Source organism: Mycobacterium dioxanotrophicus (assembly GCF_002157835.1).
Lineage (GTDB): Bacteria > Actinomycetota > Actinomycetes > Mycobacteriales > Mycobacteriaceae > Mycobacterium > Mycobacterium dioxanotrophicus.
Genome location: NZ_CP020812.1, coordinates 73,528 through 94,890 on the forward strand (window position 1 = coordinate 73,528; position 21,363 = coordinate 94,890).

Here is a 21,363-nt window from a genome sequence, read left to right on the forward strand (position 1 = left end):
ACAGCGGTGTGCGCGGTTCGTTCCCGAACGAGCACTGTTGGTCCTACGCTGAGCGTCAGGGGTGCTGTGGGGCGCCCACGGGGCATCCGGGGGGAAGCGATGCGTATCGCGTCTTACAACGTTGAGAATATGTTCGAGCGACCGAAAGTGTTCGCCCGCGACAAGGACTGGACCGAGGAAGCGGTGCGCACAAGTGCCCGCGTCGATAGTTCGGACCGTTTCAATGACGTCATCGGTCTACATGCAGAGCTCAATCAGCTGTTCGCGAAGGACGTGTACAGCAGCGGCGACAAGGGCCGGATGGCCGAGATAATCGGGGCGCTCGGGCTTCGTTCGAGCGACAACGTCAGCCTGGTCACGCTGCGGGTGCTGCGTGGCCGGTTGCTGCGGCGACCGACCGACAAAACTAAGCCGGTGCAGATCGTGGCGTCCGGCCGAGCGGACTGGGTGGGCTGGCTGGACCTCAACCCGGAGCCGGTCAGCGAGCTCGCCACCGACCACATGGCAATGGTGATCCGGGACTCCGGAGCCGACATCGTCGGTGTAGTCGAAGCCGACAACCGCGTCGCGCTCGACTTGTTCGCACAGTCGTTCCTCAAGAGGGTCGGTTGCCGACCCTACGAGCAGGTCATGCTGTTCGACGGCAATGATCCACGCGGCATCGACGTCGGTCTGCTGGTCCGTGACCGCGCCAGCTACTCGGTCACCTATTTTCGGACACACATCTTCGAACCCGACCCCGACGGTTCGGGTCGGCTGTTCTCCCGGGACTGCGCCGAGTACCACATCACCGAAGAGGCCAGCGGCCGAACGGTTGTCGTGTTGGTCAACCACCTGAAATCCAAGGGCTACAACAGCGAGGACGACCCGATCGGCGCCAAACAGCGGCGCCGGCAGGCGGAGGGGATCGCCGAAATCTACACCCAGCTCGTTCGTGACGGCTTCGATCAGGTAGCGGTGCTCGGAGACCTCAATGACTCACCAACCCTGGACGGCAAACCCGAATCGTCGCTGCAGCCGCTGTTCGACACCGGCCTCAAAGACATCAGCGAGCACGACGGATTCGACCCCGGAGAGCGACTCGGCACCTTCGGAACCGGTCACACGCTGGCGTCGAAGATCGACTACATCCTCCTGTCGCCGGCGCTGTCTGAGCGGGTAGTGGCCGGCGGCATCATCCGATCCGGGATGTGGCGAGGCCCCCGAGTCAGGAAGCCGTGGAAAATGTACGACACATTGACCGCCGAACAACACGCCGCCTCCGATCACGCGCTGATCTGGGCTGATCTGGAGGACTGAGATCTCCGCACCGGCTACAGTTGGTGGGTTGCGTTGCCGCCGTTGCGTTTCGCGCGGAACATCGCATGGTCAGCGCGTGCGATCACTGTGTCGAGCACCAGCTGCGGGCGTTCGTTGGAGGCGATGAAGTCGGTGCGGTTGGCGCTTGTGATTCCCACACTGGCTGTGATTTCCGGAGGTCCGCCCGCTGCGATCGCGCGCCTGACCGCCTCGGCGGTTTCGGCGCCGCGGCTAGGCGTCGTGGTGTCGATTATGGCGAATTCTTCGCCGCCTATTCGGGCGATCAAGGCCTGACTGCCCGAGGTAGCCGCAATCAGCCGGGCGGATCGGACTAATACCTCGTCGCCGACGGCGTGGCCGTGGGTGTCGTTGACGTCTTTGAACCGGTCGAGGTCGACGACGATTACAGTCACCGTGCCTTCGGTGGATGTTGCGTTGCTTTCGAGGAGATCGCCGAAATGCAGGTACAGGCCGCGACGATTCAACAACCCTGTCAGCGCATCGATCGAAGACTTGTTGGCGTCGGTGCGTAGCATGCGGATACCGAACTGTATTCCCAGCGGCGTCGCAATCACCGGTATCACTGCCCCGAGGATCCGGCCGGCAAGTGCGCCGCTGAGGGCTTCGTCGCGGCTTGCCAGCGCGATAAAGGCTACGGTCGTCACCAAGATCAAGCCCGTATGCAGTGTGAGCGCTTTGGGTCCGTCGAAGAACATCAAGTACACCGATATCAGTGCGAAACAGTTCAGGGCGAATAGGCCCATGAGCCAACTTGATCCGGTCAGTCCGATTGCAGCGATGCCGATATCTGATGAGATGACAAAGGCCCGTGATTGTCGACGTGTCGGCCACGGGCGAACGCACCACATCACGGCCCAAAAGGTATTCACCGTGGCGAACGTGATGAGGACTACCTGTTGGGGCGTTGAGGCGGGTTCGACTGCGGGCAACAACCCGGCCGCGGTGATGATTGAGATCAGGCCGATGCCGGCACCGATCATCACGCGGATCGCGCCAGCCAGCGACCTCCGAGCGAAGTACTGCACGTACGCGGAGTAGTCGACCGGTTCTTGCCACCAGTCATCAAGGTGCCGGCCGAACACTCGGAAGCTTCGAAGATCCCCGCGCAACCACAACCCCCTGATCGCCTTGCCTGCGCCAGGCGCCAGCACCTGCCGTCGGGGCGGGGTGTAGGCGGCGATCGGCGCAATAATCTGAGCCAGCTATCGTCAGTAGCTGCCGCGCAAAGATGCTATACCACCGTAATAGCGGGTCCCAATGCTAAGCGACCCGTCTGCGGCAAATGATCACCTGGGCATCAATGGTGTGGTTGGCGGTGTCCCACGGTGTTGCGGTAGGCGGTGGGTGTGGTGTTGAACCATCGTTTGCACGCTCTTGTGAGGACGCTTTGTTCGGCGTAGCCGAGTTGGCGGCAGAGTTGGTCGAGGCTGAGTGCGGTGTCCAGGAGTAGGCGTTGGGCGGTGTCGCGGCGGGTTTGGTCGACCAGCTCAGCGTATGTGGTGTTTTCGGCGGCCAGGCGCCGTTGCAGGGCTTTGGTGTGCAGGCCGATGTGGCGGGCGATGTCGGGTAGGCCGACCGCACCGGTGGGGAGGAGCTGGCGCACCAGGGTGCGTACCAGTTGGCTGGTGGCCGGGGTGTAGTCGCCGACGGTGTCGGCGAGGTAGTCGATGGCGGTTTGGTGGGCCAGCCGGTCTTTGGGCAACGGCTGTTGCAGGTCGGCGGTGCGCACGGTGAACCCGGCGACGTGCTCGCAGAAGCCAGGTGGGCAACCGAAATAGGTGTCGTAGTCGTCGGCGGGGCCGAGGGCGGGGTGGGGCAGGTGTACGGCGACGGGACGGTAGGCCGCTCCGAGGAACAGGCGCAGGACCCGCAGGGTGACCCCGAGAGAGAGTTCGATGGCCTGGGCTTGCGGCGGCGGGGGGTTGAGGAGGTATTCGAATTCGAAGCGTCTCAGGTCGGGGTCGAGGTGTGCGGTGACCCGGGCGCTGATCGACGGGCTGTAGGCGGCCATGAACTTGTCGAAGATCGTGAATGCCTCGGCGACAGTGGCCGCGCTGCGGCCGGCCAGCCCGACCGGCCCGAGGATCTCGATACCCTGTCGGCGGGCCAGCCGCCGCGCGAAATCGGGGGTGTCGAGGATGTCGGCGGTGTTTTCGAGTAGCCGGGCGCCGTTGGGTAGGGAGATGAACCGGTCGTGGCGGCCGATGTCGTTGAACGGGATGTGCGCGTCGGCCACCAGGATGTGACTGTCGCCACCGAGTTCGGTGACCAGCTCGTGAAAACCCGTCAACGCCGTCCCCCGGATCACCGCCATGTCCCAAACTGTCAAATATTCGTCTCAGACTGTCAAGACGAATCGTTGCTGGGTCGTGCAAAGTTGTTGCCCGGGTCGGGGGACCGGACCGTTGCGTGTTCGTGGTGGGCCCCGAGGGTGGTGTGCTGCTGCGACGATGTACCTGAGGAAGGGGCTGTGTTGTCTGAGCGGCTGGATGGTCAGATTGTGGCGCCGGTGTTGCCCGACGGCGGGGTGTTGCCATTCCCACCGGTGCCCTCGGGCAGTATCGCCGGCCGCACGCTGCAGGAATCGACGTACCAGCCGCGCGCGATCCCCAAGCATCTGCATGAGGATTCGCCGAACATCGTGATCGTGTTGATCGACGACGCCGGGCCCGGTTTGCCGTCGACGTTCGGCGGTGAGGTCACCACCGCGACACTGGACCGGATCTGCGGCGAAGGCGTGTCCTACAACCGCTTTCACACCACGGCGATGTGTTCGCCGACCCGGGCGTCGCTTCTGACGGGCCGCAATCATCACGAGATCGGCAACGGGCAGATCGCCGAGCTGGCCAACGACTGGGACGGCTACGCCGGCAAGATCCCGCGCTCCAGTGCGACCGTGGCCGAGGTGCTCAAGCAGTACGGCTACGCGACGTCGGCGTTCGGGAAGTGGCACAACACCCCAGCCGAGGAAACGACCGCGGCGGGCCCGTTCGAGAACTGGCCCACCGGCCTGGGTTTCGAGTACTTCTACGGCTTCCTCGCCGGTGAGGCCTCACAGTACGAGCCGAACCTGGTGCGCAACACCACCGTGGTCGCCCCGCCGAAGACTCCGGAGGAGGGCTATCACCTGTCGGAGGATCTGGCCGATGACGCCATCTCCTGGCTGCGCCGGCACAAGGCGTTCAACGCCGATAAGCCGTTCATGATGTATTGGGCCAGCGGCTGCCTGCACGGCCCGCACCACATCATGAAGGACTGGGCCGACCGCTACGCCGGCAAGTTCGACGACGGCTGGGACGCCTACCGGCAGCGGGTTCACGAACGCGCCAAGGACAAGGGCTGGATCCCGCAGGACGCAGTACTCACCGAACGTGATCCGCAGATGCCGGCGTGGGACGACATCCCCGAGGACGAGAAGCCGTTCCAGCGGCGCTTGATGGAGGTCGCAGCGGGCTACGCCGAGCACGTCGACGTCCAGGTCGGCCGCATCGCCGACGAACTGGACACCCTCGGCTACGCCGAGAACACGTTGTTCCTCTACATCTGGGGTGACAACGGATCCTCCGGTGAGGGCCAGAACGGGACCATCTCGGAGCTGTTGGCGCAGAACGGAATTCCCACCACCGTGCGCCAGCACATCGACGCTCTGGATGAGCTCGGCGGGCTGGATGTGCTGGGTTCCCCGTTGGTGGACAACCAGTACCACGCCGGGTGGGCGTGGGCCGGGTCCACCCCGTACAAGGGCATGAAGCTGATGGCCTCACACCTGGGCGGCACCCGCAACCCGTTGGCGGTGCGCTGGCCGGCCAAGGTCGCCGCCGACCCCACGCCGCGCACCCAGTTTCTGCACTGCAACGATGTCGTGCCGACCATCTACCAGGTGGTCGGGATCGAGGCGCCGCGCACGGTGTTCGGGGAGACCCAGATTCCGCTGGCCGGGGTGAGTTTCGCGCAGACTCTGGTTGACCGGAATGCCGAGGGCGGCAAGAAGACCCAGTACTTCGAGATCATGGGCAGCCGCGGGATCTACCACGACGGCTGGTTCGCCGGCGCGGTCGGGCCGCGTCTGCCGTGGATACCGGGCCTGCCGCCCGGGATGGCCACCTGGACCCCGGACCAGGACACCTGGGAGCTATACCACCTGGACGAGGACTGGACCCAGGCCAACGATCTCGCCGCGCAGATGCCCGACAAACTCGCGCAGATGCGCGAGACCTTCGCTATCGAGGCCGCCAAGAACGCGGTGCTGCCGATCGGCGGCGGGCTGTGGGTGCCGGTTTATCACCCCGAGCTGCGGATCGCGCCGCCATTCACCGAGTGGGAGTTCTCCGGCGACATGATCCGGATGCCGGAGTTCTGCGCACCGAGCCTCGGGAACAAGAACAACACGGTGACCATCGACGCCGACATCCCCGCCAATGCCCACGGCGTCCTCTACGCCCTCGGCTCCGGCGCCGGCGGGTTGACCGTCTATATGGACGAGGGTTACCTCTGCTACGAATACAACCTGTTCATCCTGTCGCGCACCAAGATCCGCACCACGAAGAAGATCCCTCCGGGACGTGCCACACTCACCGTGGCCACCCGGTACGCCGATCCACGCCCGGCCGGACCGCTCGACATCACGATCGCCCGCAACGGTGAATCGATCGCCACCGGCCAGGTGCCGATCAGTGCGCCGCTGCTGTTCACCGCCAACGATTGCCTCGACATCGGCACCTGCCTCGGGTCACCGGTGTCGATGGACTACCGGGAACGCGCACCGTTCCCGTTCGAGGGCCGTATCCACACCGTCCACGTCGCCTACACCTAAACCACAGCCCAACCCACACCGTGCTGCCGTAGGCGGCTTGGTGTTGACACGGACAAAACCTGAGGAGAACGAATGAGGTTCGGAAACGTCGCGGCGATCACTGTCGCCGCGGCGATGGCCGCAGCGATCGCAGGGTGCGGCGGCAAAACCCAAGAGCCGGCGGGTGGTTCGGCGGTGACGCTGCAGGAGATGCGGGCGATCGCCAAGGAGGCCTACGTGTACGGCTTTCCGATGGTGGATATGTACCGCATCGAGAACGCTTATGCGGTGAACAAGGACAGCGGCCAGTACCTGGGTGACTGGAACCAGATCCACAGCATCGCCCGGGTTTTCACCCCGGCGGACACCACGGTGCAGACACCCAACTCCGATACGCCGTATTCGTTCTTGGCGACAGATCTGCGGACCGAGCCGCTGGTGCTCACGGTGCCGCCGATCGAGCAGGATCGGTACTTCTCGCTGCAGTTCATCGACAGCTACACCTACGTCTACGACCTGATCGGCTCCCGCACGACCGGCAACGGCGGCGGCACCTATCTGCTGGCCGGCCCCGGCTGGAAAGGCGAGCAGCCCGCCGGCGTCGACAAGGTGATCCGCACCGACACCGACTTCGGCCTGGTCCTGTACCGCACGCAGCTGTTCAACCCGGCCGACCTCGACAACGTCAAGAAGATCCAGGCCCAGTACACCGTCGAGCCGCTCTCGGCGTTCCAGAAGACCCCGGCCCCGGCGCCGGCGCCGGCGCCCGCGGTGGACTTCATCGCGCCCCTGACACCGGACGAGGAGAAGACCTCGCTGGACTTCTTCAAGATCCTCAACTTCACGTTGAAGTACGCGCCGGTGAAGCCCGACGAGAAGGAGTTACGGGACCGGTTCGCCACGATCGGCATCGGACCCGACGGTGACTTCGACCCCGCGAAGCTCAGCGACGAGCAACGCGCCGCCATCGAGGGCGGCATGGCTGATGCGTGGGCCGAGCTGCACACCTTCCAGACCGAGCAACTGCAAACCGGTAAGGTGACCTCCGGTCAGCTGTTCGGGACCGCCGAGCAGCTGGGCGGCAACTACCTCTACCGCTTCGCTGGCGCGGTGATGGGCATCCTGGGACTGCCGGGTGCTGAAGCCAGGTACTTCCCGCTGACCAACGACTCGACCGGCGCCACGCTCAGCGGCGCCAACACCTACACGCTGACCTTCCCGGCGGGTCAGCTGCCGCCGGTGAAGGCGTTCTGGTCGGTCACCGTGTACAAGCTGCCGCAGATCCTGCTGGTGGACAACCCGATCAACCGGTACCTGATCAACTCGCCGATGCTGCCGGACCTGGTGCGCAACCCCGACGGCGGAATCACCCTCTACCTGCAGCACACCTCGCCGGGACCGGAGAAGGAAGCCAACTGGCTGCCGACCCCGGCCGGTGACTTCCAGATGATCCTGCGCACCTACTGGCCTTAGCAGGCGGTCACCGATGGGGCCTGGACCCCGCCGAAAGTCGTCAAGAGCTGACCCTTGTGGCCCGCGGCGCGCCCTTCACCGCGCGTCACGGTCACCCGCACATATCTGCGGGACGCCACCAGGTCTCCCGTTCGCCGTGTTTAGTCAGGAGGTAACGCCGTCATGCCCGGTTTGGCTGAGATCGCTTTGGGTGCCGCGCCGATCGCCGGCGGCGCCTTACTGGGTGCCGTCGCCGGCAACCTGAAAGGCCCCGATGTTCGCGCGGTCATCAAAACCGACCTCGATCTGCTCGACCGTATCCCCGAAGACCAGGCGCAGCGGCGTGCGGCGATGTCGCAGATGATCGCCGGGCGTATCGACGACCTCATCGGCGCCGACCAGAGCGCGCGCCAACTGCGCCAAGCCGCCGCGAATTATCAGGGCGACTGGCGCGACGTCATGGTGTTCATCTGCACGGTGCTGTTCACCATCGTGTGGTGGCACGTCAGCCATCACCGCACCAACTGGCTGCCGATGTTCATCGTGCTTATCGTCATGTCGGTGATCGCCGGCGCCTACGCCGCCCGAGGTGCCCTGCGCGCCGTGAAACACCTGGCACGCCGCACACCCGCCACCACGACGGCACGCCATGGCGCACCATGACAATCCAATCCCGCACCCACACAGCCGCCCGACCACACTCGGTCGACGAGCAAAAGGAGTTCCCGATGTTGTTGACACTGCGGCGCCTGGCAGGTGCCGGCGCACTTGCCCTGGGGGTCACCGCGCTGCTCGGTGGTGCGGTGGCGGCTGCGGACCCGGCCACGGATCTGCCCCGCCCTCCCCATTGTTCTGCCGCCGATCTGGCCGGTATCGCGTCCGGGGTCGCCGCGGCCACCTCGGCCTATCTGTTCACCCATCCTGAGCTGAACGGATTCTTCACCGATCTGCACGGTCAACCCCACGAGGAGGTGCCCGACGCCACCAGGGCCTACTTCGACGCCCATCCGCAGGAGCACGCAGAACTCAGGGGTATCCGCCAACCGCTGGTCGATTTCCGCAACCGCTGCGGATACGGCGAACCCAACCTGGTTGGAGGGCAACAATCGTGAACAGATCACCTCGGTCGATCCGGGCCCGCGTCGCGACCGTCGCTCTGGCGTTCTTGACGTTGCCCGGCGTCATCGTGTTGGCCGCGCCCGCCGGTACGGCCAGTGCGGACGTGTGTGCCAGCGCCGGGCGCCGGATCTCAGTGGGGGGATGTGTCAACATCGCCGACGCGGTCGCACCCTACGTCCCGCCACCGGCCTACTACGCCCCGCTGCCCGAAGACCCGCCACCACCGCCTGGCTCCAATGTCAGCGGCTGCATCGGATACAACGGACGCTGGGTTCACGCCGGAGGCTGCAACTGACACTGCGATTGGTGTCAGTGGCGGGCGGGGTCGAGCAGCTCGGCGCAGGCGTGTACCCGGTTGAGCACGTCGTCGAACGACGGCGGATCGTCGCCGTAGAAGAACGCATCCATGGCCGAATCATGTTCTCGTCGGAGGTCTTCGGCGAACTGGCCGGCGGGATCGAACGCGGCAGAGGCCGCGAAACCGCCATCGGGTACGGGGTGGTCCGGGTTGTCGAGGTGTGCGGAGACTGCGAGGGCGCTGGCGACGATGTCGCGGACCATTGCGGTGTCGGCGAGCAGCTCGGTAACCAGATCGTGCCCGAGTAGGGCCCAGATGTCGTAGAACTGCCGACCGATCCGTGGCAGCCCGTGAGTGGTGTTTCGTCGCGCCGGGTCTACGACAAAGTTGTTGACCCGCAGCAGTTTTTCGATCAGCGTGCGTCCTGGGTGAAGGATCGACACCGAGAATGGCCGTAGATCCTCCCAAATGTCATCGACTGCCCCCGTCAACTGGCGCGCCAGCAGGGACTGCACAGTCCCGTCCAGTGCCGGGTTCGGGCCGCCAGCCTGCCCGAGCTCGATGAGCACTGACGTCGGCTCTGCCAGCCCGTTCGCGGTACCGCTGTGATCGAGGGGTAGCTCGAGCCGGGCGGTCTGGGTTGCGGTTCCCAGCCGCCCGCCGGACTTGCGGTCGGTGTAGTGGCCGCCCGTCGTCGACGCCGCGGTCTCCAACATGGTGAGCATCGCGCGCTTTGCGGTGCGCACGTTGGGGAATTCGCCGAGCACCAGCAGGTCGAGGTCCTCGGAGAACCGCTTGATGATGCGCAGCTTCTCCAGGCTCGTCCCGCCTTTGAACACGATCTCGTCGCGGTGGCTTGCGGCGATGGTGCGCAGCACCTCGCAGACCCAGTAGTCCTTTTCGACGGCCAACGGTTGCACGTGAAGCTGTTCGGCCGCGGTAACGATTGTCGCGGCGAAGACATCGGGATTCTCTTCGCGCCAGAGCGCCACGTCAGGTGCTCGTCAGGCCGGCCAGTGCCCGCACCTCGGTGCGTCGATCTGCCCGGCGCACCCTTTCGGCGAGTTCGGTGCGGCCGGTTCGTTGCAGCAGGTGGCGCAGTCGCGCCCGCCCTGACGCGGGTTCGGTGTCGCTGGCCTCCGCCAGGCGCTCGGCGTCGAGGCGTCCGGCATCGATGAGTTCGGTGAGCCGTGTCATCGCGGCATCAGGGCTTGCTTCGATCACCTGATCCCAGCGGTCGAGCACTTCGAGTGTCGCCACTTCGATAGGGGTCAGGGCGGCGTCGGCGCGGCCGCGGCGAGCCGAGCGGTTCGCGAACCGCACCAGTTCGTAGTCGGCCGGGGGACGTGCGGGTATCGCGTACTCGCCGCGGCGGGGGATCTGGGTGGACAGTTGGAGCGCATTGGCCGCTGACAGCCCGGCTGGCCCGATACCCGGCACGCCGGCCAGCTCGGCGGCCAGCACGTCAGGCTGTGGCGGGGCCATGCCCAGCGGGGTTTTGAGGCCGCGCCAATACAGGCCTCTGCGGAGGTGGCGAAGCTCCCCCTGGTTGACCAGCTCAGCCAGCAGGTGCTGTGCGGTCGACGGTGCGGTGTCGAGGTCGGCCGGCTTCCAGAACCGGTTGAGGGAATCCAGGATCGCTTGGCGGGCGTTCTGGGCTGCGCTGCGGTCGTCGCGGGTGGGCATCGGGTTCACCTCCTTCATGCAACATGATACGAGAAACTGCCGCGGTTTCGGTCGGCGTTGTTACCTGCCAGGGCAAACGTGTCTCCTCCGGGGCGCGGCCGCCGCGCTCGACGCAGCCTGCCTAACGGAGATATAATCACGTTAATTGACGTTAGGAGCGTGGTGTGTATGTCAACGACCGACGAGCTGGAACGACTCCTGCAGGAACGGTTCGAGATCTCGACGACCCAGTTCGTCGACGCACTGAAATTCCTGCCCATCACCCGCCCCTGGGCGGCCTCCCTGGCCGAAGACGCAGCCCGACTCCTCGACGAGGCGGGCTTGGTTGAAAACCCGGACGCGTTCGTGGCCGCAGGCACCGAGGTCGCCGGCGAAGTAGCGCGTCTGGCGGTCACCGCCTTCACCGCCGACGAGGTCGCCTCCGGCCTGGGAATCAGCGCCTCGCGGGTACGCCAGAAACGCCTCGCCGGCGAGCTGTGGGCCATCCCCGACGGCCAGACCTGGGTCTTCCCAATTCTGCAGTTCGAAACCGGCGACGATGGCGGCCCCACCCGGCAGGTCCGCGGCCTCGACCAGGTACTCAAGCAGCTCCCCGCCGACCTGCATCCGGTGGCCGTGGCCGGCTTCCTGCGAACCCCGCAACCGGACCTATTCCACGAGCGGCCCAGGACAGTGATCGAATGGCTGCGAGACGGCGGCGAAGTGGACAAGGCCGCAGCTGTCGCAGCCAACGCCGACTGGTACACCGTGTGACCGCACGCCTGCCCGGCCCCCCACCACTCGCCGAGCTGCGCGCCATCGGGATCCGCGACAACGAGTACCGGTCCGCACCCACCAACCAGCTGTGGTGGCGGATCCACCGCACCAGCGGGGCACATGTGTTGGCCTGGAACGCGTTCCGCGAGAACGGGCCACGTCTTCGGTTCGACCCACACCCCCTGCCGGTCGGGAATCACCCGGGGATCGGGGTTTGGTACGGCGCCTCCGAACCGCTTGCGGCGCTGGCCGAGTCATTCCAGATTGACCGCACCATCGACCGGTTCCGCGGAGCGCCCTACCTGACGGCGCTGCGGTTCACACGGGAGCTTCGGCTGCTCGACCTGGCAGCCGACAGTGCCGGATCGTGGCCGACACGAGCCGGCGGCACATTCGCACTTTCCACCGGGCCGCACTCGATCACCCAGCGCTGGGCGCGCAGGATCGCCGAGGCCTTTCCTGATGTCGACGGCGTCCTCTACAACAGCCGGTTCTCGGGCCGCCACTGTGTCGCGCTATTCGTGCCTGCCGTGCCAGCGATGCCGTCGCGTCCAGTGCTGTCGCTGCCGTTGAGCCATCCCGGTCTGGCGGTGCGGATCGCGTCGGCAGCGCAGCAGCTGGGCTACAGAGGTCGTCTCCCCGGTCTCTTGAAGTGAGGTGACGCGGCACCAGTCCTCGTCGTCGATCCCGAGTTCGAAACCCCGTTCCGGGTTGGGTACGAACTCACCGACGGTCACTGCGTTCCACCGCTTTTTCGCCCATCCGAGTCCGGAGACGGTGGTGTCGGGCCACGGATCGTCCCCGCGTCGGAGGCGGGCCTGTCCGGCGATCTCTTCGGAGTTGAACGGGTTTGAGTAGTCGCTGAGGTGGGCGCGGATGGCCTGTTCGTAGTCTGAGATCTCGTCTTTGGTCAGGCGAACACCCAATGCGATCGATAGAGCCCTCCAGAGAGGGGCGAGCGGGGGGCGGGCCCACCGGCGGCGTTCGAACTGGTCGGTGACGGCAATGCTGTACCGGGCGAACCAGTGAACAGCTTCTTCTGGGTCGCAATCCCAGATCCATCCGAGGACTCTGCCGATCGAGTCGCCGGCTTGATGGAACCCCGATTGTCCGACGTCGGTGGCCAGCCAGTCGGCCTCGCTGTCCAACGTCGCTCGCATCATCACCAGTAGTTCGTTGTTGTCGTGGACTAGTGCGTTCGCGGGCACGACCTTCTTGCCCGCGGGAACTATATGGGCGACGACTTGGCCTTCCCGGATGACGTGGGTGACTTTTCCGTTCGCTGCGTCATCGAGCACCGCGCTGAAATGGGTTCGCACATCGGAGGCTCGCAGCATGCGCTCAAGATCAACCTTCATCCCCGAAGACTATCAGACGTACGAAAGAGCGTCATGCACACCGTACGTAGTAACGTACGGTGTGACGTATACCTGTGCGGTGAAGTGTCGGGACACGGTGGCGGCGGGTTGACAACGGAACCTGCCGCCGAAGTCCCCTCGCGGGGGCGGTGATCCGCGTACGCGCTGGTAGCCTGCCGGACGGAGATGATTAGCTGCTCTTATCTGCAGCGTACAGAGAACGAAAGGGTCGGGAAAATGAAGAACGTCGGAATGACGTTGGTCACTCTGGCCGGTGTCGCCGTGGCTGGTGTGGCGGTGGCTCCCAGTGCGGTAGCCGAGGAGGCGGTGATTCACCACTTCGGCGCCAGTGCCGAGCTCGTCAACGGGACTGTGGTGCAGGAGTGGACGGTGAGCGACCTCAAGCCCAGCAGCGACGTGATCCCGTACCCGGTAGCCGGGACGCTGTGGGAGGCCACCGCGACGGACACCGCAGTCGAAGGATCGGTCATCCCGATCGTGTCGAACTTCAACGCCCGGGCCCGGAGTGGGCAGACCTACCGGGTGCTGTTCGGTGTAGCCACGCCGCAGGGCGTGAACCCATCCGCCCTCGGCCAGGGTGAAAGCACCACGGGGACAATCTATTTCGACGTCACCGGCGACGCTCCCGACAGCGTGGTATACAACGCGGGCGGGCCAGATCTGGCGGTGTGGGTGCAGCCGCCACCGGTGCCGCAGCGGCCGGCGACGCGGTCCGGGTCGGGTTCGGGCGCGTCCTCGGGCTCTGGTGCGGGCGGCGCGGTGGCTGCTGAGCCGGCTGGCGCCGAGACAGAAGCGGTCCCCGCGGGCGAGGCCGCGGAAGCGGCCACGCCGGTCACCGACGGCGCGGTCGTCCCCGTCGAGGGCGGCAGCCAGGGCACCCCGATCGAGGGTGGAAGCGAGGGCACTCCGTTGCCGGCGGGTGACGGTGCGCCAGAGCTGCCGGCAGTGGCCCCGGAGCCCAGCGTCGCTGGGACGCAGCCTGCCGGGCAGGGTTCAGGACCGGCGCCCGGGCCAAGTGCCGGCACGCCGTTGCCGGCCGAGGAGCACGGGACCTCTGCCGTGGTGGTGCCTTCACCGGGCGCCTGACGAGCGGTGTCGACGAGAGGCGTTCAGACGGCGTGGGGGACGGGCTGTTTGTCCCTGGTGGCCTCGGCGGTGGCCTGGCTGGTCATGTAACCCCAGTCCTTGCGGATCGCGAACACGTAGCTGTGCCACAGCGGGATAGCGATGAGTCGCATCCGTTCTGCTTCGGTCATGGTGGCGGCAGCCGGTGAGGCACTGGCCCGTCGCCACGCCGTGGTGCGGGCGAGGTCGTCGGCGATCCAGTAGAGCAGTTCGTCGACTGCGGTTGTCTCGCGAGTAACGGTGCCGTGTACGAAGGTTCGGGTGCGGTAGCGGTACAGGGTGCCAGCGGGACCGACTGTGGCAATGCTGTAGCACGGCCCGTCGTGATGATCTTCTGTATCCGGGCGCACCTGTGCGGGGGTCGCGGAGTCCAGGGGCAGCGGCGCTCCGGCGATGGTCATCAGCTGAGCCTTGATGCCGTCGATCTGCTGCTGCAAGGGCACGGTCGGCTCGGGATCCGCCTGGAGCTGTTCGGGTGTCCGCGTGGCTCCGACGGCCTGCTGCTCGGGGGCTGCGGGCTGGGGCTGCTGGAGCGGCGTGCCGGCAGCAGGATCGGGGTCCTGATCGGTGGGCCGTCCGGCGGTAGGGGCGTCGTCGATCAGGACGACGGCCACGACCGCGGTCTTGGTGGTGTCCAGTGTGTCGTCGGCGGCCGCGGTCGAGTCCAGGACGTAGGACAGGGCCACGGGGAAGTCGGTCATCCCGCGGTGCGGGCGCTGACCGGGCGCGTGCGGGTGCACGACGACGTCGGTGATCCACAGGTAAGGGCCGTGGTCGTCGTGGCCGAGCAGATCAGGATCACAGCGGTCGAGGGGGAACGCGTCGTCGGGGCGGAAGTACACCGGTTCGTCGAGGGTCGCGTAGTAGGTGTCGCCGGCGAACAGACGCACGGTCGACCCGGTACGGGGCAGCTGCGTGCTCAGGTCCTCGGGCCCGGACTGCATGTGGGTGATTGTGAAGTGGGACATCAGGTTTCCTAGCTGCCGGTAGCGGCTGTGTAGGTGATTCGCAGGCGACCATCCAGGGCACATCGGAGTCGTCCGGCCGCGGCGCGGTAGAACGCGGCGGGCAGCGGACGTCCCGTCGTGGATGGGTCGTCGACGTCGGTGTCAACGCGGGGGACGGTTGTGGTGGGCCAGCTTTGAGGGGTCAATGAGGCCAGCAGCTGGTCGACATCAGTGGCGTCCTGGCCCGCGGCGAGCTCGGCAGTGATGCGAGCAAGCTCGTCGGTGACATCGGCGTCCATCTGCTTGTCGAGCTGGGTGAGCAGAGCGACGACATCGGTACGCAAAGGCAGGGCGCCGTCTTCCCATCGTCGGACTGTGCGTTGGTCGACGCCCACGGCGTCGGCGAGCCACTGGGCTGATAGTCCGAGTGACTCGCGGATCGTTTTGAAGTCGGCGGGTGTCATGCTGGGCGAGTTCCTTACTCATGGCCCCGGGGTTGTGGATGCCCGCAGCGTCCAGTGGGCGGACATGGGGAGAGGTCAGCGGTGATGCAGGATGGCGTCGGCGTGTGTCGCGACCCAGGCCGGTGTCAGAGCCGTGTCGACCGATCCGACGGGCCGCCACGGCGCGCCGTCGATGGTGCAGTAGACCGTGTGCCCGTCGTCGCCGATACGGATCCATCCTGTGGTGTGGCGGGGTCCGTCGGTGATGGTGAGCGTGTAGCCCCGGGAGCCGTCAGTGGCGTAGTTGGGGGCTTCGGCGGATACGGTTGCGGTTGCTGTCGCGGTCATGATGGTGGTCCTTCCGGTGGGGTGTGGCCTAGTGCCTGCCCGCGGCTCCATCCTACGCCCTAAGTTAGGGCGTGGCCATTGGAGGGGGAGGGAGGTCTCCGGTGTCGGTCTGGATGTCTTCGGATTGACTGTGGGGCAATGGCTCTGGTGTTTGTTTGGCTGGATTTTCCGGGACGGGTGCGCTGTCGCGGACTATCTGTCGGATGCGCTCTCGCGTGTAGCCGGTTCTTTTCGCGATCTCGGCTTGGGTGCCGCGCGGGCCGTGAGCGATCATTTGGCGAATGATGGCGTGCAGGGTTTGTCGTGCGTCTTGCGTTGCCTGCTGGGCGTCGGAGAGGCGGGTTAGGGCGGCGTCGAGGTCGTCCACCGATAGAGCATAGCGCGGTTGGCCAACAGCACTTGACAATGCCAACTGCGTTTGGCATTGTCGCTGTGTCGGACCACCGAGAGAGGATCTCCACGTGGAAGCACTCACGCCATGCCAGTCGAGCTGGAGCGTCCCGTTCGGGTTCGCCACCTATGAGCTAACCCAGACGGTCGACGGGCCGATCATCACTGGCGGCGGCCAGATCGACCACTACGGACCTCGGACCTTCCATTGGGGCATTCAGCATGTCTACGACGACGGGACGCTGCGGATCGTGGTCAGGCCCGGTGACCGCGACACCTACAGCGCAAGCGGCTATTACATGTCCATTGAAACACTGGCTGGCCAGCCGGGGCGGCAGTTCAGCAACGTGCACGCGGCGCTGGCGGCCGCCAGAGACGAGCTCTTGCGGTGGCCCAACTACCGCCGCGCGCTGGCCGCGCAGGCCTGCACGTAGGGGCGGGTTGCCAGTGAGTCGCCAGCGGCCTTGGAAAGTGCACTTTCACCACGACGGCACAAAGACCTTCAGCGACGACGAAACGCGATCGGACAGCTACACCATCGACACATCACGACCCGTCGGCGGAACATTGGTGCAACAGAAGAAGCTGCGACCATCGCGGCACGCCGAGTCTCGCGCAACGGTGGCGAAGCGCGAATAGTCCTCTGTGACAAGAAAACCGGCATAGAGTCCGAGATCCGGACCTACGCGCCGTACGAAGCGGCGATGGAAGACTTGATGAGAACACAATGAATCTAGTCATCGAATTCGGAGAAGACGGCCGCGCCGGATACGGCAGCATCCACCGCAAAGGGTGCGCCGACGTCAGTGACCCCGAATTTATCGGCACCGCCAGCACTCGCGCGGAAGCGGTAACGCTCGCCGACCAGGCGACATCCTGGGCGTCCAACGACGGCGAAGAGCCAGCCGACTATGGCTACAAAATCGCCTCCTGCGTGAACCTCCCCGCCGGCTGAGGGTAGAAGCGCTCGGCCCGTCCCTAGGTTCTAAGCCGACGCGCCGGCGCGTATCGAGTGGAGGTGCTTGCTCGAACTTCCCTGCACCGTCACGTCGCTCGACGTCGATCAGCTGCGCGCCACCAAGGCCCCAGTCCCGGGCGAGCGGGAGAGCTCCTCTGGAATAGTGCGCCGAACACTCCTTAGCATGAGATTTGCGTAGCTCACCAAGGGGTCACCCCGTGACGGTGACCCTGTCCGATACGCCCAATGATGGGGGAGTGCAGCATGATTCAGCGGACGGAGCCATTCGCGAATGGGCGATCTCCTCTCTCGGGTTCAGCATTGCCGACCAATCGCGAGCTCACCGTCACAACAGATGATGGTGTCGCACTCGCAGTTCGTGACACCGGCTCCAACGCCGCAACACACACCGTGGTTTTCCTGCATGGACTATGTCTTTCGCAGCTGACCTGGTCGCTGCACATCGACCGCCTTGTGCGTCGGTACGGCCCGGCGATCCGGATCATCAGTTACGACCACCGCGGACACGGGCGCTCGCAGCACGCACCGATGAACACCTACAGCATCGACCGGCTGGCTGAGGACTTGGCACGGGTGCTGGAAGCGGCGCATGTTGCTGGCCCGACGACGTTGGTCGGGCACTCCATGGGTGGGATGACCGCACTGGGCTATCTCGCTCGCCCCGCTTCCGGCAGGCCCATCGATCCTGCCGGGCTTGTACTGGCGGCTAGCGCAGCTGGAAAACTCTGCTGCCGCGGCCTGGGCCAACTGTTGGGGACTCCCGCCACCGCGGCACTGCGCGGTGCGGCAGAGCACGTCCCTGAGCAGGCCATGAAGGCGATGCTCAGCCCCCTGTGCGTGACGCTGAGCCGATGGCGACGCAATCCGCCGGCAGCAACGTTGGCCTCGCTCGCAATGGATGCGCTCAGCACCGTCACCTTGGCCACCGCGGTCGGATTCCTGCCGGCTCTTCGCGATTACGACCAGTATCCGGTCCTGGGATCAATCCGGGCCCGCACCGTCGTGATCAGCGGAGGTGCAGACCCGCTGACACCGCCAGCACACGGGCGCGACCTCGCTGGCGGAATTCCTGGCGCTCGACACGTGCATCTTCCTCACGCCGGCCACATGCTCCCCCAGGAGGCCCCGCACGTGCTGCACCAGGCGATCCGCCGCGCGATGAACATCGATAGCGCGACCGAGCACGACAACGCCGCGGGTGCGACCACCGCGGCCACTCCGACGCTGGCAGGTGCTGCGTCATGACCGTCGAGAGAGGCCCTCGTGGGTAGGCCGTCCGCGCGGACCGTGGCCATCCGAGACCAGATCCTCGCCGCGCTACGCGCTGAATGGCCGCTGCCGGTATCGACTCGCCGCGTCTGCGAGCTATTGGGCGCCCGTCGCTACGACGAGACCGGCTACCGCATCTATCCCCAACTGTGCGCCCTCGATCGATTGAGCGTCGTCGAGCGAATCCGCCGTGGCGCTGAATGCCGCGATGTGTTCTGGCGCTTCTGTGGGGACCCGACGGACGCCGAGTTGAACGCGGCGGTCGACGCGATGGACTCACCAGCTATCGAACGTCCACGCCCACTGGGGACAGTGCAACCACCTGACGGAATTGAACGGATTCTGTCGACCCTGGACGGCTATATCAAGGCCCTCGATCAGGCAGAAAGGCGCTTCTCCAACGCGGCCGCATCAGGTGATGGTGACGCCGAAGCAGGCGCGGCCGACGATCTGGCAGCGCTGGTTCGCCAGTTCGTCAACCTGTGTGCCAATCGGCCGAGGGAAGGTGAGCCCGCTCCATGAGAACGGTGGGGCCGGTACGGCAGGTGCAGTCTCGGCACGTAGAGCGCCATGCTGTCGAGGCGATCTCGCAGCGGCTCGGCCACCATGTAGCGGATGCGGTCATCGGGTCGACGCGCGAGGCGGGCGGGTCGGTAATCCTGCATCTGAACTCTGGTGGAAACGCTTCTGCGGCAGAGTCGCGGTTGCGGGCGCTCGGATACTGCGTCGAACCAACGGATTACGACTCGTATGGGCCAGGGCGGTACGGCGTGAAGCTGCGCGTCAGCCCCGGAGATTCGTCGTCGAGGTGGTGCGTGGGCAGTCGTACTCCGCCGTCTGTAGTACGTCTGGATTCGCCGGGCAGCTACGCCAACCCGCGCGGGATCTGCTCGCACTGCGGCCGCGAGATGCCGGTTCTTGGAGATGCGACGGTGCGGAGGCATACGGTGGAAGGCGGACCGCCAGTTCGGAGAAGGTCGGCAGCGGGTGCTATTGAAACGTAAGGCGGATCGCCGAATCAGCGTGAGTGAGAGCAAGCGTCCGGAGTGGGCAGATCGGATAGATGACATGCATGCAGATATGGGTGTCGAGGAGGCGCGACAGCTCGCTTCGGACCTGCTCGCAGAAGCGCTGCCCCGTCGGTGGTCTCACACAGTGGCGGTGGCGAAGACTGCTGCGGGTCTAGCGAGCCGTCTCGCACCAAGCGCTGCCGATGAGATTGTATGCGCCGCGTGGCTTCACGACATCGGATACGCCCCGGGCCTGATTAATGCGGGTTTCCATCCGCTCGATGGGGCCGCATACCTGGCTGGACTGTCGGGAACGGGGCGCGTTGCAGCCGAGGTTGTAGCTCTGGTCGCTCATCACACCGGCGCCGCCTTCGAAGCTCGCGAACGAGGACTGTCAGACGCACTGGCCGGCTACCCCGAGCCCGATCAAACCAATCTCGCTATCTTGAGCTGCGCGGATCTGTGCAATGGTCCCGACGGCGCGCCAGTGGATCCCGCTGGTCGTCTCAGCGAGGTCCTCGCCCGGTACCCGGCCGACCATCCGGTTCATCGCGCCATTGCACAGTCAGCTCCGATGCTCGTCGCGCAGTCTTGTCGGATTCTGGAGGCAGCTCGGGAAGTGTGATCTGGCATGGGCTTTAAGGGCGAGCGTGGTGGAAAAGCTGTGGCCGGAAGCCGCTGTTAGTCGGGTGCGGGCGCGACGGTGATGTCCGGTCCCGGGCGAGCGGGAGAGCTCCTCTGGAATAGTGCACCGAACACTCCTTAGCATGAGATTTGCGCAGCTCACCACGGGGTCACCCCGCGAAGGTGATCCTGTCCGATACGCCAATGATGGGGGAGTGCAGCATGATTCAGCGGACCGAGCCATTCGCGGAATGCGCGACCTCCGCTGCCGAGCGAGGCCCTCGTGGGTAGGCCGTCCGCGCGGCCCGTGGCCATCCGAGACCAAATCCTCGCCGCGCTACGCACTGAGTGGCCGCTGCCGGTATCGACTCGCCGCGTCTGCGAGCTTTTGGGCGCCCGCCGCTACGCCGAGACCGGCTACCGCATCTATCCCCAACTGTTCGCCCTCGATCGATTGGGCGTCGTCGAGCGAATCCGCCGTGGAGTTCGTGAACGTGTGGGGCAGGTGTAACGTATGAAGTCACGGGCGTGGAACAAGTACAACGCGGCCGTGAGGCTGCGCCGCGACGCCGAGATGACCGTAGCGTTCCTGGCGGCGCATGGTCTGAAGGACAGGCCCACACGCAAGGGTGCCGAGCTGCAAGCGGCCGAGGACTACTACCGCTGGTGTCTCACCGATGGCCCGGAGGCGCTTGACGCACTCGACGGAGCCGCAGTGGAGTCATTTGTCGAACAGTGGCGGCTCCACGCTGTCGCGGCTGACGTGCGGGCGGCGGGCATCGGCGCGGAGGTGCGCCTACTCGGTGCGTTTCTGTGCCTGGTCTTCGTGATCGTGACCGGCCTGAACCACTCCTTCCTTGCAATGTCCCTAGCAGCAGCCCTTTTCATCGGGTTAATGGTCTCTCTTATCTACGCCAAGTCCGCGCTTATCGTCGGCCCGGACGGACCATCGCAGCTACCGCCCATCGCGGCTGGCTCCACCCCGTTTGGCTGGCGCGGGCGGGCTATCGCGCTACGTGTAGCCAACGTCGGGAGACTTTGAAGCCGGTAGGAGTCATTCCGCACCTTGGAGATCACACCCGATTTTCGATGCTCGTCGCGCAGTCTTGTCGGATTCTGGAGGCAGCTCGGAAAGTGTGATGTGGCATGGGCTTTAGGGTGAGCGTGGCGGAAAGCCCATGGCCGGAAGTCGCTGTTAGTCGGGTGCGGGCGCGACGGTGATGTCGTCTAGTCCCGCGAGTTGCATCGTCCTGCCGTCGGACAATGTGATGGAGGCGTTCTCGCACCCCGGGTGGTCGATGACGATGTCGATGGCTGTGACGGTGGCGCCGAATTCGGGTAGGTAGTCACCGGGTTCGATGTCGTGGACGAGTTGCTCGATCATCGTCGCCGTTCCTCGCTGCTAGTTGATGAGACGTTGATGCGA

General features: G+C 65.6%; 25 protein-coding genes. 16 read left to right on the plus strand and 9 right to left on the minus strand.

Annotated elements, in window-relative coordinates:
• Window positions 1–129 precede the first annotated feature (129 nt).
• Complete coding sequence (locus BTO20_RS38480) at window positions 130–1,299, plus strand: endonuclease/exonuclease/phosphatase family protein (protein WP_232491397.1); 1,170 nt, start codon at window positions 130–132, stop codon at window positions 1,297–1,299.
• 14 nt (window positions 1,300–1,313) lie between these two features.
• Here BTO20_RS38480 and BTO20_RS38485 read toward each other — a convergent pair whose 3' ends face one another.
• A complete protein-coding gene (locus BTO20_RS38485) occupies window positions 1,314–2,345 on the minus strand; it encodes a GGDEF domain-containing protein (protein WP_232491398.1) in 1,032 nt (343 codons plus the stop codon).
• 272 nt (window positions 2,346–2,617) lie between these two features.
• The gene (locus BTO20_RS38490; RefSeq protein ID WP_087083827.1) at window positions 2,618–3,634 is read right to left on the minus strand and encodes an AraC family transcriptional regulator; all 1,017 of its coding nucleotides are present in this window, start codon (window positions 3,632–3,634) and stop codon (window positions 2,618–2,620) included.
• A 156-nt stretch (window positions 3,635–3,790) separates the two neighbouring features.
• Between BTO20_RS38490 and BTO20_RS38495 the strand changes: the two genes are divergently transcribed.
• From BTO20_RS38495 to BTO20_RS38515, 5 genes are all read left to right on the plus strand, one after another.
• Window positions 3,791–6,133 (plus strand): arylsulfatase, encoded by a 2,343-nt coding sequence (locus BTO20_RS38495; RefSeq protein ID WP_198344635.1) that lies wholly within the window; start codon window positions 3,791–3,793, stop codon window positions 6,131–6,133.
• A 72-nt stretch (window positions 6,134–6,205) separates the two neighbouring features.
• A complete protein-coding gene (locus BTO20_RS38500; protein ID WP_087083829.1) occupies window positions 6,206–7,585 on the plus strand; it encodes a DUF1254 domain-containing protein in 1,380 nt (459 codons plus the stop codon).
• A 162-nt stretch (window positions 7,586–7,747) separates the two neighbouring features.
• Complete coding sequence (locus tag BTO20_RS38505) at window positions 7,748–8,227, plus strand: hypothetical protein (RefSeq protein ID WP_087083831.1); 480 nt, start codon at window positions 7,748–7,750, stop codon at window positions 8,225–8,227.
• A gap of 65 nt (window positions 8,228–8,292) precedes the next feature.
• Window positions 8,293–8,676 carry a heme-binding protein gene (locus tag BTO20_RS38510; RefSeq protein WP_087083833.1) on the plus strand — a complete coding sequence of 128 codons (384 nt, stop codon included), beginning with the start codon at window positions 8,293–8,295 and terminating at the stop codon, window positions 8,674–8,676.
• 44 nt (window positions 8,677–8,720) lie between these two features.
• Complete coding sequence (locus BTO20_RS38515; RefSeq protein WP_232491406.1) at window positions 8,721–8,978, plus strand: hypothetical protein; 258 nt, start codon at window positions 8,721–8,723, stop codon at window positions 8,976–8,978.
• Between the two features lie 14 nt (window positions 8,979–8,992).
• On the opposite strand, the gene BTO20_RS38520 is transcribed toward BTO20_RS38515, so the two are convergent.
• Both BTO20_RS38520 and BTO20_RS38525 read right to left on the minus strand, forming a co-directional pair.
• Window positions 8,993–9,973 (minus strand): nucleotidyl transferase AbiEii/AbiGii toxin family protein, encoded by a 981-nt coding sequence (locus BTO20_RS38520; protein WP_087083839.1) that lies wholly within the window; start codon window positions 9,971–9,973, stop codon window positions 8,993–8,995.
• Window position 9,974: 1 nt separating this feature from the next.
• Window positions 9,975–10,667 (minus strand): hypothetical protein, encoded by a 693-nt coding sequence (locus BTO20_RS38525; RefSeq protein WP_087083883.1) that lies wholly within the window; start codon window positions 10,665–10,667, stop codon window positions 9,975–9,977.
• 168 nt (window positions 10,668–10,835) lie between these two features.
• Between BTO20_RS38525 and BTO20_RS38530 the strand changes: the two genes are divergently transcribed.
• From BTO20_RS38530 to BTO20_RS38540, 3 genes are all read left to right on the plus strand, one after another.
• The gene (locus BTO20_RS38530) at window positions 10,836–11,420 is read left to right on the plus strand and encodes a hypothetical protein (RefSeq protein WP_087083841.1); all 585 of its coding nucleotides are present in this window, start codon (window positions 10,836–10,838) and stop codon (window positions 11,418–11,420) included.
• The gene (locus BTO20_RS38535; protein ID WP_087083843.1) at window positions 11,417–12,079 is read left to right on the plus strand and encodes an RES family NAD+ phosphorylase; all 663 of its coding nucleotides are present in this window, start codon (window positions 11,417–11,419) and stop codon (window positions 12,077–12,079) included. The genes BTO20_RS38530 and BTO20_RS38535 overlap by 4 nt, the downstream gene beginning before the upstream one ends.
• A 939-nt stretch (window positions 12,080–13,018) precedes the next feature.
• On the plus strand, window positions 13,019–13,888 hold the full coding sequence (locus BTO20_RS38540; RefSeq protein ID WP_232491399.1) for a DUF1942 domain-containing protein: 870 nt from the start codon (window positions 13,019–13,021) through the stop codon (window positions 13,886–13,888).
• Between the two features lie 23 nt (window positions 13,889–13,911).
• On the opposite strand, the gene BTO20_RS38545 is transcribed toward BTO20_RS38540, so the two are convergent.
• From BTO20_RS38545 to BTO20_RS38560, 4 genes are all read right to left on the minus strand, one after another.
• Window positions 13,912–14,895 (minus strand): hypothetical protein, encoded by a 984-nt coding sequence (locus tag BTO20_RS38545; RefSeq protein ID WP_087083847.1) that lies wholly within the window; start codon window positions 14,893–14,895, stop codon window positions 13,912–13,914.
• An 8-nt stretch (window positions 14,896–14,903) separates the two neighbouring features.
• The gene (locus BTO20_RS38550) at window positions 14,904–15,338 is read right to left on the minus strand and encodes a helix-turn-helix domain-containing protein (RefSeq protein WP_087083849.1); all 435 of its coding nucleotides are present in this window, start codon (window positions 15,336–15,338) and stop codon (window positions 14,904–14,906) included.
• Window positions 15,339–15,413: 75 nt separating this feature from the next.
• Window positions 15,414–15,665: a hypothetical protein gene (locus BTO20_RS38555; RefSeq protein WP_232491400.1), complete on the minus strand. Its 252-nt coding sequence runs from the start codon at window positions 15,663–15,665 to the stop codon at window positions 15,414–15,416.
• Window positions 15,666–15,729: 64 nt separating this feature from the next.
• Window positions 15,730–16,032 (minus strand): sigma factor-like helix-turn-helix DNA-binding protein, encoded by a 303-nt coding sequence (locus tag BTO20_RS38560; RefSeq protein WP_087083853.1) that lies wholly within the window; start codon window positions 16,030–16,032, stop codon window positions 15,730–15,732.
• Between the two features lie 94 nt (window positions 16,033–16,126).
• Here BTO20_RS38560 and BTO20_RS38565 point away from each other — a divergent pair, with 94 nt between their 5' ends.
• From BTO20_RS38565 to BTO20_RS38605, 7 genes are all read left to right on the plus strand, one after another.
• Window positions 16,127–16,489, plus strand: coding sequence for a hypothetical protein (locus BTO20_RS38565; RefSeq protein ID WP_087083855.1), 363 nt, complete (start codon window positions 16,127–16,129; stop codon window positions 16,487–16,489).
• Between the two features lie 293 nt (window positions 16,490–16,782).
• Entirely contained in the window at window positions 16,783–17,010 is a 228-nt protein-coding gene (locus tag BTO20_RS38575; protein WP_087083857.1) for a hypothetical protein, read from the plus strand.
• 324 nt (window positions 17,011–17,334) lie between these two features.
• The gene (locus BTO20_RS38580) at window positions 17,335–18,279 is read left to right on the plus strand and encodes an alpha/beta fold hydrolase (RefSeq protein ID WP_232491401.1); all 945 of its coding nucleotides are present in this window, start codon (window positions 17,335–17,337) and stop codon (window positions 18,277–18,279) included.
• A 42-nt stretch (window positions 18,280–18,321) separates the two neighbouring features.
• Complete coding sequence (locus tag BTO20_RS38585) at window positions 18,322–18,825, plus strand: hypothetical protein (RefSeq protein ID WP_232491402.1); 504 nt, start codon at window positions 18,322–18,324, stop codon at window positions 18,823–18,825.
• Between the two features lie 558 nt (window positions 18,826–19,383).
• Window positions 19,384–19,938, plus strand: a complete 555-nt coding sequence (locus BTO20_RS38595) for an HD domain-containing protein (RefSeq protein WP_087083885.1) — start codon at window positions 19,384–19,386, stop codon at window positions 19,936–19,938.
• Between the two features lie 282 nt (window positions 19,939–20,220).
• The gene (locus tag BTO20_RS38600) at window positions 20,221–20,448 is read left to right on the plus strand and encodes a hypothetical protein (protein WP_232491403.1); all 228 of its coding nucleotides are present in this window, start codon (window positions 20,221–20,223) and stop codon (window positions 20,446–20,448) included.
• A gap of 3 nt (window positions 20,449–20,451) precedes the next feature.
• On the plus strand, window positions 20,452–20,979 hold the full coding sequence (locus BTO20_RS38605; protein ID WP_087083863.1) for a hypothetical protein: 528 nt from the start codon (window positions 20,452–20,454) through the stop codon (window positions 20,977–20,979).
• Window positions 20,980–21,132: 153 nt separating this feature from the next.
• Here BTO20_RS38605 and BTO20_RS38610 read toward each other — a convergent pair whose 3' ends face one another.
• Entirely contained in the window at window positions 21,133–21,321 is a 189-nt protein-coding gene (locus BTO20_RS38610; RefSeq protein ID WP_041801112.1) for a hypothetical protein, read from the minus strand.
• Between the last annotated feature and the right edge of the window lie 42 nt (window positions 21,322–21,363).

Coding starts and splice junctions, on each gene's coding strand:
- BTO20_RS38480 (WP_232491397.1), top strand. CDS start 130: ATGTTCGAGCGACCGAAAGTGTTCGCCCGCGACAAGGACTGGACCGAG.
- BTO20_RS38490 (WP_087083827.1), bottom strand. CDS start 3,634: ATGGCGGTGATCCGGGGGACGGCGTTGACGGGTTTTCACGAGCTGGTC.
- BTO20_RS38500 (WP_087083829.1), top strand. CDS start 6,206: ATGAGGTTCGGAAACGTCGCGGCGATCACTGTCGCCGCGGCGATGGCC.
- BTO20_RS38505 (WP_087083831.1), top strand. CDS start 7,748: ATGCCCGGTTTGGCTGAGATCGCTTTGGGTGCCGCGCCGATCGCCGGC.
- BTO20_RS38510 (WP_087083833.1), top strand. CDS start 8,293: ATGTTGTTGACACTGCGGCGCCTGGCAGGTGCCGGCGCACTTGCCCTG.
- BTO20_RS38525 (WP_087083883.1), bottom strand. CDS start 10,667: ATGCCCACCCGCGACGACCGCAGCGCAGCCCAGAACGCCCGCCAAGCG.
- BTO20_RS38530 (WP_087083841.1), top strand. CDS start 10,836: ATGTCAACGACCGACGAGCTGGAACGACTCCTGCAGGAACGGTTCGAG.
- BTO20_RS38540 (WP_232491399.1), top strand. CDS start 13,019: ATGAAGAACGTCGGAATGACGTTGGTCACTCTGGCCGGTGTCGCCGTG.
- BTO20_RS38545 (WP_087083847.1), bottom strand. CDS start 14,895: ATGTCCCACTTCACAATCACCCACATGCAGTCCGGGCCCGAGGACCTG.
- BTO20_RS38550 (WP_087083849.1), bottom strand. CDS start 15,338: ATGACACCCGCCGACTTCAAAACGATCCGCGAGTCACTCGGACTATCA.
- BTO20_RS38555 (WP_232491400.1), bottom strand. CDS start 15,665: ATGACCGCGACAGCAACCGCAACCGTATCCGCCGAAGCCCCCAACTAC.
- BTO20_RS38575 (WP_087083857.1), top strand. CDS start 16,783: ATGAATCTAGTCATCGAATTCGGAGAAGACGGCCGCGCCGGATACGGC.
- BTO20_RS38595 (WP_087083885.1), top strand. CDS start 19,384: ATGGGTGTCGAGGAGGCGCGACAGCTCGCTTCGGACCTGCTCGCAGAA.
- BTO20_RS38605 (WP_087083863.1), top strand. CDS start 20,452: ATGAAGTCACGGGCGTGGAACAAGTACAACGCGGCCGTGAGGCTGCGC.
- BTO20_RS38610 (WP_041801112.1), bottom strand. CDS start 21,321: ATGATCGAGCAACTCGTCCACGACATCGAACCCGGTGACTACCTACCC.